The sequence below is a fragment of the Micromonospora sp. NPDC047670 genome (assembly GCF_043204915.1).
Classification (GTDB): domain Bacteria; phylum Actinomycetota; class Actinomycetes; order Mycobacteriales; family Micromonosporaceae; genus Micromonospora.
Genome location: NZ_JBIDDA010000015.1, coordinates 35,836 through 49,807, shown reverse-complemented (window position 1 = coordinate 49,807; position 13,972 = coordinate 35,836). Strand labels below are relative to the sequence as shown.

Below are 13,972 nucleotides of genomic sequence, written 5' to 3'. Positions count from 1 at the left end.
GTCGGTCAGCGGTCGACGTAGGGGTTGTCCAGGACGCGCAGGACGGCGGCGGTGAACTCCACGCCGGGGCCCATCGCGAGCCAGAGCACGTGGTCGCCGGCGGCGACCTCGCCGGTGCGCAGCGAGTGGTGCAGGGCGAGCAGGTGGTCGCTGGCCCCGCAGTGGCCGATCATGCGCCCGAAGTCCCAGGTGGACTTCTCCATCGTCAGCCCCAGCGGCGCCATGCAGCGCTGCTCGACCACCTCGCGGGAGTAGTTCATGAAGGAGACCTTGGCCAGGTCGGCCGTGCCGATGCCGGCCTCGGCGAGCGCCTGCTCCGCGACGGTGGTCATGGTCTCCTGCGCCTCGCCGAGCACGGCGAGCACGGGCGTCTGCTCGGTGATGTGGTAGAAGAGCCGGGCGCCGAAGTCGAGCTCCTTGGCCAGCGTCGCGCCGGGCGGGAACATCGGCTCGCCGCCGCGGTGCACCTCCTCGGCCTCGGGCACGGTGATGGAGCAGACCGACAGCAGCTCGACGAAGCCGCTCTCGGTGCTCAGCACCACGGCCGAGGCGGCGTCGCCGAGGATGAAGCCGAGGTTGGTGCGCCAGCGGTCCAGCAGCGGGGTGCCGTAGTTGTCGGCGGCGACGAGCATGGCCGCCTTGCGTTCCGGCGCGGCCTTCAGGTAGCTGGCCGCGAGTTCGAGCATGGTGAACATGCCGTTGCAGCCCTGCCGGATCTCGGTCGCCCGGGGCACCCCGCCGAGCAGGTAGTGCTGGATGTAGGAGTGCGCCAGCCAGCCCTCGGGGCCCTGGTGCCAGGCGGCTGCGTAGAGCAGCAGGTCGATGTCGCCGCGGCCCAGCTCACTCTCCTTGAGGGCGTCCTGGGCCGCGCGCAGCGCCATGTCCGGGGCGGGCATCTCGCCGGCGACGGCCGCGCCGCCCAGCCCGTGCGTCTCGATGTCCTCCTGCGGGTACAGGCCCTGGGCGACGGCCTCCTCGACGGTGACGGTCTCAGGAAGGTAGGCCCCGATCCCACGGATGTACGTTCCGGCGGTGCGCATCGGCTTCTCTCCTCGGCGTTGGAAATGATCGAGGCATTTCGCTTTAAGATTATATAGCGCTGCGCCGTCGGTCAATGGCTGTCGGTGCCGCCGCCGTCCAGCGACTCGTCGCCCCGCACCAGCCCGGACAGCAGCGTGACGAACGAGATCTTCGCGGGCAGCCGCCCCTGCGGGTCCACGATGGCCTGCGCCCGCAGGTGCAGCTCGTCCTTGCCGTGGGCGCCGGCGTAGAAGAACCGGGTCAGCTCCAGCAGCGCGCCGAGGAAGTCCCGGTAGCGGTCCTCGTACACCTGCATGATGTGGCGTTCCTTCTCGGGCGCGGCCAGCGCCTCGTGCACCGCCCGCGCCACGCTGAGCGCCCCGCGCATCGCCAGGGTCACCCCGGAGGACAGCAGCGGGTCGATGAAGGCGGCCGCGTCGCCGACCAGCACCCACCCGGGCCCCGAGAACTGGCTGCACGCGTACGACCAGTCCCGCGCGGCACGGTAGACGTCGACCCGCCGGGCGCCGGCGGTGAGCCAGGAGACCTCGGTCGACTCCGCGATCTGTTTCTCTAGCAACTGCTCGGGAGGCAGCCCCGACTCGACCAGCCGGGCCGTCGGGGTGACGTAGCCGATCCCGGTCAGCGTCGGGCTCAGCGGCGCGTACCAGAGCCAGCCCTGGGAACGGCTCTCGGTGAGCAGGTCGCCCTCGTTCTCGCCGGGGTAGCGCAGCGCGCCCGCGTAGTAGCTCCACACCGCCACGTTGCGCAGGTCCTCGTGCCAGGAGACGAGCCCGAAGTGCCGGCCGAGCCAGCGCTGCTGCCCGGACGCGTCGACCACGACCGCGGCGCGGGCCTCGATCGGGTCCGACTCCCCCCGGAACTGGTAGCTGACCCCCGCGATCCGGTCGCCGTCGGTCAGCGGCCCCCGGACGGTGGCGCCCTCGACGACCCGCACCCCCAGCTCTCTGGCCCGGTCCAGCAGCAGCGCGTCGAACTCGGCGCGGCGGACCTGCCACGAGTACTCGAACCGGGAGTCGCGGATCTCCCGGAACCGGAACGACCACGGGGTGGTTTGGTTCGCCCCCCACAGCAGGCTGCCGCCGTACTTGACCTGGAAGCGCAGGTCCGCCATCCGCTCCCGCAGACCGAGCGCGTCGAGGGTGGGGATGACGCCGGTGATCAGGGACTCCCCGATGTGGTAGCGGGGGAACTTGTCGCGCTCCAGGAGCAGGACCCGGTGGCCCTCCAGGGCGAGCAGGCCCGCCGTGCTCGATCCGGCCGGGCCGCCGCCGACGACGATCACGTCGTACTCGGGTTCGGGATGGCTCATGGTCGACAGATCCTCCTGCTCGGACAGGGGCGACGCGGCGCTCAGGCGCCCGGCGTGAACGCGATCGGCAGGCTGGCCAGGCCCCGGAACATGGTGCGCGGCTGGTAGGTCAGCCCGTCCGGGGCACAGGCCAGCCGCAGGCCCGGCAGCCGGACCAGGGTGCCCAACGCGGCGCGCAGCTGGGTGCGGGCGAGGTAGGACCCGAGGCAGTAGCGCATCCCCGCGCCGAAGGACATCGACGGGACCGGGTCCCGCCGGATGTCGAACTCGTCGGGCCGGTCGTACCGCCCCGGATCCCGGTTCGCCGCGCCGGCCAGGACGACCACGACGTCGTCGCGGCGCAGCCGCCGGCCGTGCAGCTCCACGTCGCAGTCCAGCTGCCGGGTGTTCGACTGCACCGACGGGTCGTACCGCAGGCACTCCTCGACGGCCCGGTCCAGCAGCTCCGGCCGGCCCCGGAGCAGGTCGAGCTGGTCCGGGTGGTCCAGCAGGCTCAGCAGGGCGTTGCCCACCTGGCTGGCCACCGTCTCGTGCCCGGTGAAGATGAACGTGACCACCGTGCTGACGATCTCGTTGCGGCTCATCAGGCCGCGGTCGTGCGCGGCGAGCATCAGCGTCAGCAGGTCGTCGCCGCCGTCGCGTCGCCGCCGGTGCAGGGCCCGCTCCACGTAGTCGGCGAACTCCGCGATGGCGGCGTGGCCGCGCAGCATGTCGTCGGCGCTGGCGCCCCGGTCCAGGGTCCGTCCCACGTCGCGCGACCAGCGCCCGACCGCCCGCCAGTCCGCGGCGGGCAGGCCGAGCAGGCCGAGCACCGCCCGCAGCGCCAGCGGGTACGCCAGCTCGTCGACCACGTCCGTCGCGCCCCGGGCCAGCGCCGGCCGCAGCAGGTCGTCGACGGTGCCGGCGATCACCGGCTCCAGCCGGCGCAGGGCGGACGGGGAGAAGGCCGGGCCGACCACGCCGCGCAACCGGCCGTGGTCGGGCTCGTCCTGGAACAGGATGATGTCGCCGACGATCTCGGCGAGCAGCCCGGGCCCGACGAGGTCGGTCCAGAACCGCCGGATGCCGGTGCGGGCGAAGCGCTCGTCGCCGAGCACCCCGCGCACGTCGGCGAAGCGGGAGACGTACCAGACGCCGTGCGCGCCCCGGTGCACCGGGTCGTGCCGCAGCAGCCAGTGGTAGGACGGGTACGGGTCACGCCGGACGTCGGCGTCGGTGGGATCGAACGCGGTCACGGCATCGACCAGCACGAGGTGCCCCTTCCAGTGGCTCGGCGCGTCGCCCGCCGCCGGCGGCCGAGGCCGGGCGGCGGGCGGTGCGACCGGATCAACCCGAGACGCGCTCGACGATGCGCCGTACCGTCTCCGCGGGCGTGGGCAGCGCGATCATCTCCTCGCGCACCTCCCGGGCGGCGGTGCGCAGCGACTCGTCCCCGATCAGCCGGCGCAGCAGGTCGGCGTCGACCTTGTCCGACGTGCTGACCAGGCCGAGGCCGCGCCGGCTGACGGCCTCCCGGGCGGTGTGCTGGAACTGGTCGCGCGGGTCCGGCGCGAGCAGCTGCGGGATGCCCGCGTCGATCGCGGTCATCACCGTGCCGCCGCCGCCGTGGTGGACCACCGCGGTGCAGGTGCGCAGCAGGGTGTGCAGCGGCGTCCAGCCGACCGCCCGGACGTTGCGCGGCAGCGTGCCCAGCGGGCTGATGTCGAGGTCGCCGAGGGCGAGCACGAAGTCGGCGTCCACCTCGCCGGCGGCGGCGATGATGGGCTCCACGGCGCCGATGCCGAACGCCTGGAGCTCGATGGTGCCCATGGTGATCGCTACCTCGGGCCGGGCGGGCACCGGCGGCAGCCGGTCGCCGAGGACGGCCCCGCCGCCGTACGGCACCCAGCGCATGAACCAGCCCTCGGGCTCCGCCTCGAGCAGCAGGCTCGGCGGGAACGACTCGATGGTCGCCACCGGCTCGGGCAGGTTGACCTGGTGCTTCTCCATCAGGTCGGTGAGGAAGGAGGCGATCGAGCGGTGCATGCCCCGGGTCCGCCAGGCGCTCTGGTTGCGCTGCACGGCCGGCACCCCGGCGCGGTCGGCGGCCAGCAGGCCGACGGTGGCGCCCTGTTCGTAGACCACCAGGTCGGGGCGGTAGTCGTCGACCAGGGCGATGGTCCCGTCGACCAGCGGGCGGTTCACCGCCGCGATCTGCACGCCCCACTCCTCCAGGTCGATGGCGGGACGGGTGGCGACGGTCTCGGCGAAGCGCGGGTTGTCCTTGGCCACCTGCTCGAAGACCTTGACCGCGCTGAAGTCCGGCGCCACGTCGACCACCTCCAGGCCGGCGGCGGCGGCCCGGTCGGCGTGCTCGGCGACCGCGATCAGCACGTCGTGGCCGGCCGTGCGGAAGCCCCAGGCGAGCTGGATCAGCGGGAAGAGGTGGCCGATGCCGGGGGAGGAGACGAACAGCACGCGCATGTCGGAGCCCTTCTGTTCGGGGTTCCGGCGGGGGTCACCAGCCGGACTTGATCGTTTCGACGACGTGGGACCGGTCGTCCTCGGTGAGCCACCAGCCCACCGGGATGTGGACCACCCGGTCCGCCACCCGGTCCAGTCCGGGCAGGGTGGTTCGGGCCGACGCGACGCAGCTGTGCGCGTCGTTGCGACGCGACACGACGCTGGTGGCGATGCCGGCGTCGTGCAGGCGGCGCATGAAGGCGGGGCGGTCGCGCACCTTCAGCGGGTACATCCAGAAGGCGGGCTCCCGGTCGTCGGCACGCTCGGTCTGCTCGACGCCGTCGATGCCCGCCAGCTCCTTGTCGTAGTACGCGGCGTTCTCCCGGTGCCGGCGCAGCAGCTCGTCGACCCGCTCCAGGTTGGACAGGCCGATCGCCCCACCGATCTCGTTGAGGATGAACCGGTAGCCCCACTCGGCGACGTCGTAGTCGCCGGTGATCCGGTCCGACGCCCGCTCGATGCCGAGCCAGCGGCGCAGCCGCAGCCGGTCGTACAGGTCGTCGTCGGGCAGCACGACGAAGCCGCCGCTGCCGGTCGTGAGGATCTTGATCGCACCGGTGCTGAACACGCAGACGTTGCCGTGCGTGCCCAGCGGCGCGCCGCGGTAGGTCGCGCCCCACGCCTGCGCACAGTCCTCGACGACCAGCGGACGGCGGTCGTACCCCGCCGTGGCCCGGTCCACGACGGCGCGCAGCCGGTTGAGGTCGACCGGGTAGCCGAGCCAGTGGACCACCACGATGGCCCGGGTGGCGGGCGAGATCTTCGCGGCCAGGTCGTCGAGGTCCATGTTGAGGGTGGCCGGGTCGACGTCCACCCACCGGATGCGCAGCCCGTTGGCGAGGATCGGCCAGTTGGTGCCCTCGAAGGTCAGCGGCGTGGTGAGCACCTCGCCCGGCTCGTCGTGCTCCGCCTCGCCGGCGCCCGGCCGGGCGGCGAGGCTCAGCGCCAGGTGGAGCCCGGCGGTGCCGCAGTTCACCGAGACCACGCGGGGGTTGCCGATGCGGCTGCCCACGGCCGCCTCGTACTCGGCGACGGTCGGCCCGTGTTCCAGCCGGCCGCTGCTCAGGACGGCGGAGACGCGCGCGCCGACGTCCGGAGACATGGCGACCTTGGACAGCGGGATCATGACACCCCTCTCGCTAGTTGCAACATGATTCTCAAGTGCCCGAGGGGGGTCGTCAAGGGAGCCCCGTCCATATCGCCCGTAGGGCGTTCTTCCTGCTTGCGGAACTCGTGAGCCGTCCGGTGTCGGGGTTGAGAAATGTATATCTTCAACGGGTCGCCGGACGCCGCGTCCGGCACCGGGTACGCGGGAGGTCCGGGTGTCGTCGCTGCATGTCCGGCTCGGACGGACCGGCCTGCGGGTCAGCCGGGTCGCCATCGGGACCGTCAACTTCGGCGGCCGGGTCGACGAGGCCGAGGCCCACCGGCTGCTCGACCACGCCGTCGCGCAGGGGGTCAACCTCGTCGACACCGCCGACATCTACGGCTGGCGGGTGCACCGGGGGTGGACCGAGGAGATGATCGGGCGCTGGCTGGCGAAGGACCCGACCCGCCGGGACGAGGTGGTCCTCGCGACCAAGGTCGGCAACCCGATGGGCGACGGGCCCAACGCCCGCGGCCTGTCCGCCCGGCACATCGTCGGCGCCTGCGAGGCGTCGCTGCGCCGGCTGCAGACCGACACCATCGACCTCTACCAGATGCACCACGTCGACCGGGAGGTCGGCTGGGACGAGATCTGGCAGGCCATGGAGCAGCTCGTCCGGCAGGGCAAGGTCCGCTACGTCGGATCCTCGAACTTCGCCGGCTGGGACCTGGTGCGCGCCCAGGAGGCCGCGCGGCGGCACCGCCTGCTCGGGCTGGCCAGCGAGCAGTGCGTCTACAACCTGGTCAGCCGGTACGTCGAGCTGGAGGTGCTGCCGGCCGCCGCCGCCGAGGGCATCGGGGTGCTCGTCTGGTCACCGCTGCACGGCGGGCTGCTCGGCGGCGTGCTGCGCAAGCTGGCCGACGGCACCGCGGTCAAGTCCGCGCAGGGCCGGGCCGCCGAGGCGGTCGAGCGGCACCGCGCCACCCTGACCGCGTACGAGCGGTTCTGCGCCGAGACCGGCCGGGACCCGGCGGAGGTCGGCATGGCCTGGGTGCTGCACCGCCCGGGGGTGACCGCCGCGGTCGTCGGGCCGCGTACCCCCGAACACCTCGACGGCGCCCTGCGGGCCCTGCACCGGCCACTGTCGGCGGCCGAACTCGCCCGGCTCGACGAGCTGTTCCCGCCGCCCGGCCGGGGTGGCGCCGCCCCGGACGCCTGGATGTCCTGACCTGACCCGTGCCGGCGCGCCCGGGACCCGACCACGGACGGAGCCGACGATGGCCCACTTCCTGATCGTCAACGTCGCCAGCCACGGCCTCATCCTGCCCACCCTGACCGTGGTCACCGAGCTGGTCCGGCGCGGGCACCGGGTCAGCTACGTCACCGCCGGCGGGTTCGCCGAGCCGGTACGCGCCGCCGGCGCCACGGTCGTGCCCTACCGGTCGGAGATCATCGACGCGGACGCCGCCGAGGTGTTCGGCTCGGACGACCTCGGCGTCCGTCCGCACCTGATGTACCTGCGGGAGAACGTGTCGGTGCTCCGGGCCACCGCCGCGGCGCTCGACGGCGACGTCCCGGACCTGGTGCTCTACGACGACTTCCCGTTCATCGCCGGGCAGTTGCTGGCCGCTCGCTGGCGGCGCCCGGCGGCCCGGCTCAGCGCGGCCTTCGCCTCCAACGAGCACTACTCGTTCTCCCGCGACATGATCGCCCTGGCCGGCACGATGGACCCCCTGGACCTGCCGGTGTTCCGCGACACCCTGCGTGACCTGCTCGCCGAGCACGGCCTGTCCCGGTCGGTCGTGGACTGCTGGAACCACGTCGAAGAGCTGAACCTCGTCTTCATCCCGCAGGCGTTCCAGTTCGCCGGCGACACCTTCGACGACCGCTTCGTCTTCGTCGGGCCGTGCTTCGGCGACCGGCGGTTCCTCGGCGAGTGGACCCGTCCGGCCGACGACCGGCCGGTGGTCCTGGTCTCGCTCGGCACCACGTTCAACGACCGGCCCGAGTTCTTCCGCGACTGCGCGCGGGCCTTCGACGGCCAGCCCTGGCACGTGGTGATGACGCTGGGCGGCCAGGTCGACCCGGCGGCCCTCGGCGGCCTGCCGCCCAACGTCGAGGCGCACCGCTGGGTCCCGCACGTCGACGTGCTGGAACAGGCGACGGTCTGCGTGACGCACGGTGGGATGGGCACCCTCATGGAGGCGCTCTACTGGGGGCGGCCGTTGGTGGTCGTTCCGCAGTCCTTCGACGTGCAGCCGATGGCCCGGCGGGTGGACCAGCTCGGCCTCGGCGCGGTGCTGCCCGGCGAGAAGGCCGACGGTGACTCGCTGCTGGCCGCCGTCGGGGCCGTCGCGGCCGACCCCGGGTTGCTCGGCCGGGTGGCGGCCATGCGGGGGCACGTCCGGCGGGCCGGCGGCGCGGTCCGGGCCGCCGACGCGGTGGAGGCGCACCTGGCCCGTGCGCGCTGACGACCGGGCCCGGCGGCGCGGTCCGCCGCGTGGGCCCGGTGGGGGCGGATCAGCGGGCGGCGGGTGCCGGGCGCGGCCGAGCTGGAGCAGGGCGAGCGGGCGCGTCGGCAGGCCCGGCGGGCGCGGCGCCGGCGCGGAGCTGCGCGGGAAGCAGCTGCTCGGTCAGCAGGGTGCGGTACCGCGCGACGAGCGGCTCGCCGGCCGGCCGGGCCGCGAGCCACCCGCCGACCAGCCGCGCCCCCTCGATGTACGTCACCGAGTAGGCCCGCCACAGCGGGTCGGTCAGGAAGGTGGCGATCTGCGCGGCCCGGTCGCGCGGCAGCAGCAGCCACCGGTGCAGGTGCTCCACCGCGTCGTCGAGCGACGCCCCCCGGTCGTGCAGCAGGATCGCCGCGTCCTGCCGGGCCGGCATCAGCTCGTTGACGAGCCCGACCATCCGCTCGACGAGTTCACCCTCGACGGGCACCCCCTCGTCGGCCAGGACCTCCGTGGTCCACCGGCCCCAGCCGGGCCCGGGCAGCACCGCCGCGGCGTGCTCGGCGGTGCCCTCCGCCACGAGGCACTGCGGCGTGTTGACCAGGGCGATGCGGTGCTCGTCCTGCCCCCGCTCCCGCACCAGGCCGGCCTCCTTGAGGCAGTGCTCGACGTGGTGGCCCGGGTACGCCTCGTGGGTGGCCATCAGCGGCAGGGCGGCGATGGCGCGCCCCGCCGTCTCGTTCAGCGTCACCGTGGAGCGGAACCCGCCGTGGTACCGGTTGAACGCGTTCCACGGCCGGTCGCGCACCACCTCGATGTCGACCCGCTCGGTCTCCGGCAGCCCGAGCAGCGGCCGGGCCCGGGCGCGCAGCGCGTCGGCGACGGCCCGCACGGCGCGGCCCAGCCGGTCCGGCGGCACCACGTTGCGCGCGTAGAACGCCTCGACCTTGTCCATCAGCCGACCGGTGCCCGGGAGCAGGGCGTCGATGGCGTCGTGGACGGCCGCGTACCGTTCGGGGTCGCCCAGCCGCACCTCGACGTCGAAGTAGGTCTGCACCTCCGCGAGGAAGCCGACCTGCTCGCCCGCCGCCCGCCGGGCCGCGCACTCCACCGCCGTCAGCTGGGCGGCCAGGAACCGCCGTCGCTCCGCGTCGAGGCCCGCGTCGTCCAGGCGGCGCAGCAGGTCGCGGGCCTGCCCGGCCAGCTCCGCCGGGTCCGGTGCCGGCTCGGCGGCGACCCGGTCGGCGAGGGCCGGGTCGCCGAACCAGCAGTCGACGTAGCCCTCGATGATCCGGCCCATCCGCAGCCCGAGCGCGAGGTAGTCGGCGACCACCGCGTCGGCGGCGCCGGCACCGGTCACCGGTCCACCCCGAGTCGCACGTCGGCCAGATCGGGCAGGCCGGCGAGCGCCGGCAGGGCGGCCGCGCGGCGCACCCGGGGACCGCGCGGCGCGGCGTCCGTGGCCCGCCGGAACAGCAGGGGTACGACCGCGGCGTCGGCGAGCAGCAGCCGTTCCACCTCCTGCCACAGCGCGACCGCCTCGCGCGGGTCGGCGGCGTCCAGCGCCCGCTCGACCATCCGGTCGACCCGGGGGTCGCGGTAGCCGCCGGGGTTGCCGGGCCCCGCGCCGACCAGCGGTTGCAGGAACACCCGGGCGTTGCCGTAGGCCCACGGCGCGGTGAACGCGGCGGTCGCCAGGTCCCACCGCAGGCCGGGCGCGTCGCCCGTGCCGGTCAGCAGCGCCCGGTGGTTGGCGTCGTCGAGCGCGACCAGGCGTACGTCGATGCCGGCGGCGCCGAGGTCGGCCGCCCAGGAGCGGGCCAGCGCCAGGTCCTCCGCCGTGTCGGGGTGCACCGCGGTCAGGACGAGCCCGTCCGGGTGACCCGCGGCGGCGAGCAGGTCGCGCGGGTCGGCGTCGGGGGCCGGGTCGGCGAGCGGGTCGGGCTCCCGGTGCCCGTCGTTGCCGGGCGGTACGACGGTGTGCGCGGCGCGGACCTCGGACCACGGGTCGGCGGCCCGCGCGATGCGCACCAGCGCCGCCCGGTCGACCGCCCCGGCGACGACCCGCCGCACCGCGGCGTCGGTGACGGCCGGGTTGGCGGGGTCGCGCAGGTTGAACACCAGGCAGGGGTCGAGCCGGTGGCCGGGCACCGGCCCGCTCGGCACGCCCCACGGCAGGTCGGCGTCGTCGGCGGCGAGCCGGTCGGCCAGGTCGCGCGGGCCGCCCGTGGCGGCGCGGAACTCCACCGCGTCGAACCGCTGCTGCCGGATCGGGTCGCTCTCCGCCCGCCAGGCCGGGTTCGGCTCCAGCCGGATCGTGCCGCCCGGGTGCCACGACACGACGCGGTACGGGCCGTTGGCGATCAGGTGGCGGTGCAGCTCGGCGCTGCCCGGCAGGTGGGCGTCGTACTCCGCCGGCGCCGGGGAGGCGCAGCTCTGCGCGAGCATGTCGACGAAGTCCAGGGCCGGTCGGTCGAGCTCGAAGACCACCGTCTCGTCGTCGACGGCGAACACCCCGGGGATGTCGTGGGCGTCCTGGAAGCCGGCGAGGAGGGCGGCGGTGGCCGGGCGGCCGGCGACCGCCGCGGCGTACTCGTCGCAGTACCGGCCCATGCCCCGCAGGGTGCCCCGGAAGTACGCCAGCGCGGGGTGGCGGGTGAGCGGGTTGGCCAGCCGCTTGAAGCCGCGTACGACGTCGTGGGCGGTCACCGGGCGGGGGACCGGGGTGTCCCAGAGCACGCCGGGGCGCAGGTGCACCACGTAGCAGCGGTGGCTGGTCCCCAGCCCGGCGTTGTAGGTCGAGGGCACGTCGGCGGCCAGGTCGGCGACCGGGGCGAGGGCGCGCCAGTCGTCCGGGTCGGGCTCGGGGCGGTAGCTGATCAACTGCCGGGTGCACAACCGCAGCAATTGGCGTTCGGCCGGCAGCCAGGCGGCGGCCGGGTCCGCCTGGTGGACGGCGGCGGGCCCGAGCAGCCGCAGGGTGCCCCGCGGCCGGGTGTCGTTCGTCGTCGTCGGTGCACTGCGCGCCCGCGTCACTTAGGACATCTCCTCGGCCAGGCGGACCATCGTCCGCACGGTGTGGTCGATCTCTTCCCGGGTGTTGAACAGGTGGGTGGTGATGCGCGCCGCGTAGTGCTGGTGCGGTGAGCCGGGCACGTCGAACTCCGTCCAGCGGGTCCAGATCCGGTGTTCGGTCTCCAGGCGCCTGACGAAGCCGATGAACTTCTTGATGTTCCAGGCGTCCTCCGGCCGGCGGAACGGGTTGAACGCGATCAGCGGCGAGCGCAGCCGCGGGTCGGCGCCGGGGGAGTACATGGCCTCGACGCCGAAGGCGTCGATGAGCCGGCCGCGGGCGTACTCGGCGAGGTCCATGATGTACGCCTCGATGCGGCCCCGGCCGATGTCGTCCCACAGCTCGAAGGCCCGGGCCAGGGCGGCGCCGCGTGCCAGGTTGGCGCTGCCGGCGCTCTGCAGGTAGTCGCCCATGTTGTAGCTCTCCACCGCGGTGGTGGTCCGCGGCGGCGGACTGCCCATCATCGGGTACCAGGTCGAGATGAGCGGCCAGAACGTGGGCAGCGGCAGGGGGTTGTGCTCCGGGATGACCTTGTTGCGGACGTAGATCAGCCCGGTGCCGAGCGGACCGCACTGGAACTTCGAGCCGGAGCAGGTGATGAAGTCCGCCCCGGTCGCCCGCAGGTCGCAGTCGAGCATGCCGGGGATCAACGCCCCGTCGATGACGGTGGTCAGCCCGTGCCGGTGCGCCAGCTCGCACAGCTGCCGGATCGGGAACATCGTCCCGGTGAACAGGGTGATCGCGGCGAACGAGAGCACCTTGGTCCGGGGCGTGATGGCGGCCTCGACCAGCTCGACGATCTCCTCGGCGCGCACCTCGTGACCGGACGGCGGGGTGACCGTCTTGAGCACCACCCCGAACCGGTTGCGCAGCAGGTTGAAGTTGGACAGCACGGAGTAGCACTCGTGCGTGGTCGTCACCACCTCGTCGCCCTCGCGCAGGTCGAGGCCGTGGATGACCCGGGCCACCCCCTCGGTGGCGTTGTGACAGATCACCATCTCGTCCTCGTCCACGCCGAACGTCCTGCCGATGGCGGCCCGGTACTCGGTGAACATCGCCGGGCGGTAGACGTCGAGCAGGCCGCCGGTCCACTGCCGGGTCACCCGGTCCACGGTGTCCAGCACCTCGTACGGCATCGCGCCGACCGTGCCCGTGTTCAGGTGCACGGTCGTCGGGTCCAGGGCGAACAGGTCGCGGATCTGGGCCCAGGAGGCGGTGCGCAGCGGGCTCCGCGCCGGGGACGCCGACGCGGCGGTCGGGCCGGGGGACTCCACGGTACGGCTCACGGTGATCCCTTCGTAGCCGACGACGGGCCGGGAGCGCGGTGCGTCCCGGGCCGGGGAACTGCCACCACTTTCTCAAGTGAAATTGACGCCGACTATCGCGCAAGTTGCGCTCCTAGCCGCCGCCGCACCTGACATGCACTTGACTCTGGTATAGCATTCGACGCAGTGCATCGGCACAGTCCGCCATCACGGGCCGGAGGGGACATGGACAGGTTGCAGTCGGCGCTGGCCCTCTACGAGGAGGCGATGGGCTACACCTACGCGGCCGCCCTGCGGGCCGCCGCCACCATCGGCGTCGCCGACCACCTGGTCGACGGCCCCCGTACGCCCGCCGAGCTGGCCGCGGCGACCGGCACCGACGCGGACGCGCTCCGCCGGGTGCTGCGCCTGCTGGCGGTCCGCGACGTGGTCCGCGAGGTCGACGGCCGGTTCGCCCTCACCGACAAGGGCGCCGCGCTGCGCTCGGACTCGCCGGTGCCGGCGCGGGCCGGCATCCTCATGTTCACCGACACCATGTTCTGGACGATGAGCCACCGGGTGGCGCGCGCCCTGGAGCCGGAGCGGCCGGCCTTCGCCGACATCTTCGGCGGCTCGCTCGACGCCTACTTCGACGGCGACGCGGAGGTCGAGGCGCTCTACTACGAGGGCATGGAGACGGTCAGCGCGGCGGAACACCTGATCCTCGCCCGCGCCGGCGACTTTCCCGCCACCGGCACCGTCGCGGACGTCGGCGGCGGCCGGGGCGGCTTCCTGCTCACCGTCCTGCGTGAGCATCCCGGCTTGCAGGGCGTGCTGCTGGACCGCGCGGAGGTGGTGGCCCGGCACCGGCTGGACGCCCCGGACGTGGCGGGGCGCTGGAAGGTCGTCGAGGGCGACTTCCTCCGCGAGGTGCCCCACGCCGACGTGCACGTGCTCAAGCGCATCCTGCACAACTGGGGCGACGACGACAGCGTCCGGATCCTCGCCAACTGCCGTCGGGTGATGCCGGCGCACGGGCGGGTGCTCGTCATCGACGCCGTCGTCCCGGAGGGCAACGACGCGCACCAGAGCAAGGAGATGGACTTCATGATGCTCGCCGCGCGCACCGGCCAGGAGCGCACCGCCGCCGAGCTGGAGCCGCTGTTCGCCGAGGCCGGGCTGCGCATGGACCGGGTGGTCGGCACCTCGTCGGTCATGTCCATCGCGGTCGGCGTGCCGGCCTGACCCGGGGAAGGGCGGCAGACC

11 protein-coding genes are annotated in these 13,972 nt (G+C 73.8%); 3 read left to right on the top strand and 8 right to left on the bottom strand.

Translation table 11 applies throughout. The features are described 5' to 3' along the window. Positions 1-5: 5 nt before the first annotated feature. The 5 genes from ACGF7U_RS26730 to ACGF7U_RS26710 all read right to left on the bottom strand — a co-directional run bounded on the left by ACGF7U_RS26730 (position 6) and on the right by ACGF7U_RS26710 (position 5,981). Positions 6-1,040, bottom strand: coding sequence for a ketoacyl-ACP synthase III family protein (locus tag ACGF7U_RS26730; protein ID WP_393111182.1), 1,035 nt, complete (start codon positions 1,038-1,040; stop codon positions 6-8). A 71-nt stretch (positions 1,041-1,111) separates the two neighbouring features. Then, positions 1,112-2,353 (bottom strand): tryptophan 7-halogenase, encoded by a 1,242-nt coding sequence (locus ACGF7U_RS26725; protein ID WP_393111180.1) that lies wholly within the window; start codon positions 2,351-2,353, stop codon positions 1,112-1,114. Between the two features lie 41 nt (positions 2,354-2,394). After that, positions 2,395-3,603: a cytochrome P450 gene (locus tag ACGF7U_RS26720; protein ID WP_393111178.1), complete on the bottom strand. Its 1,209-nt coding sequence runs from the start codon at positions 3,601-3,603 to the stop codon at positions 2,395-2,397. Positions 3,604-3,679: 76 nt separating this feature from the next. Beyond that, positions 3,680-4,816 (bottom strand): nucleotide disphospho-sugar-binding domain-containing protein, encoded by a 1,137-nt coding sequence (locus ACGF7U_RS26715; RefSeq protein ID WP_393111176.1) that lies wholly within the window; start codon positions 4,814-4,816, stop codon positions 3,680-3,682. Between the two features lie 34 nt (positions 4,817-4,850). Continuing rightward, entirely contained in the window at positions 4,851-5,981 is a 1,131-nt protein-coding gene (locus ACGF7U_RS26710) for a DegT/DnrJ/EryC1/StrS family aminotransferase (protein WP_393111174.1), read from the bottom strand. 196 nt (positions 5,982-6,177) lie between these two features. Between ACGF7U_RS26710 and ACGF7U_RS26705 the strand changes: the two genes are divergently transcribed. Further along, positions 6,178-7,170, top strand: a complete 993-nt coding sequence (locus tag ACGF7U_RS26705; RefSeq protein WP_393111172.1) for an aldo/keto reductase — start codon at positions 6,178-6,180, stop codon at positions 7,168-7,170. Positions 7,171-7,219: 49 nt separating this feature from the next. Continuing rightward, positions 7,220-8,413, top strand: coding sequence for a macrolide family glycosyltransferase (locus ACGF7U_RS26700; RefSeq protein WP_393111170.1), 1,194 nt, complete (start codon positions 7,220-7,222; stop codon positions 8,411-8,413). Positions 8,414-8,462: 49 nt separating this feature from the next. Here ACGF7U_RS26700 and ACGF7U_RS26695 read toward each other — a convergent pair whose 3' ends face one another. Genes ACGF7U_RS26695 through ACGF7U_RS26685 form a run of 3 tightly spaced genes read right to left on the bottom strand, consistent with a single transcriptional unit; the run spans position 8,463 to position 12,748 of the window. Further along, positions 8,463-9,689 carry a DUF885 domain-containing protein gene (locus tag ACGF7U_RS26695; RefSeq protein ID WP_393111346.1) on the bottom strand — a complete coding sequence of 409 codons (1,227 nt, stop codon included), beginning with the start codon at positions 9,687-9,689 and terminating at the stop codon, positions 8,463-8,465. Positions 9,690-9,745: 56 nt separating this feature from the next. Next, positions 9,746-11,425, bottom strand: coding sequence for an ABC transporter substrate-binding protein (locus tag ACGF7U_RS26690; RefSeq protein WP_393111168.1), 1,680 nt, complete (start codon positions 11,423-11,425; stop codon positions 9,746-9,748). Then, on the bottom strand, positions 11,426-12,748 hold the full coding sequence (locus ACGF7U_RS26685) for an aminotransferase class V-fold PLP-dependent enzyme (protein ID WP_393111166.1): 1,323 nt from the start codon (positions 12,746-12,748) through the stop codon (positions 11,426-11,428). A 204-nt stretch (positions 12,749-12,952) separates the two neighbouring features. Here ACGF7U_RS26685 and ACGF7U_RS26680 point away from each other — a divergent pair, with 204 nt between their 5' ends. Next, positions 12,953-13,951, top strand: a complete 999-nt coding sequence (locus tag ACGF7U_RS26680; RefSeq protein WP_393111164.1) for a methyltransferase — start codon at positions 12,953-12,955, stop codon at positions 13,949-13,951. Positions 13,952-13,972: the final 21 nt, after the last annotated feature.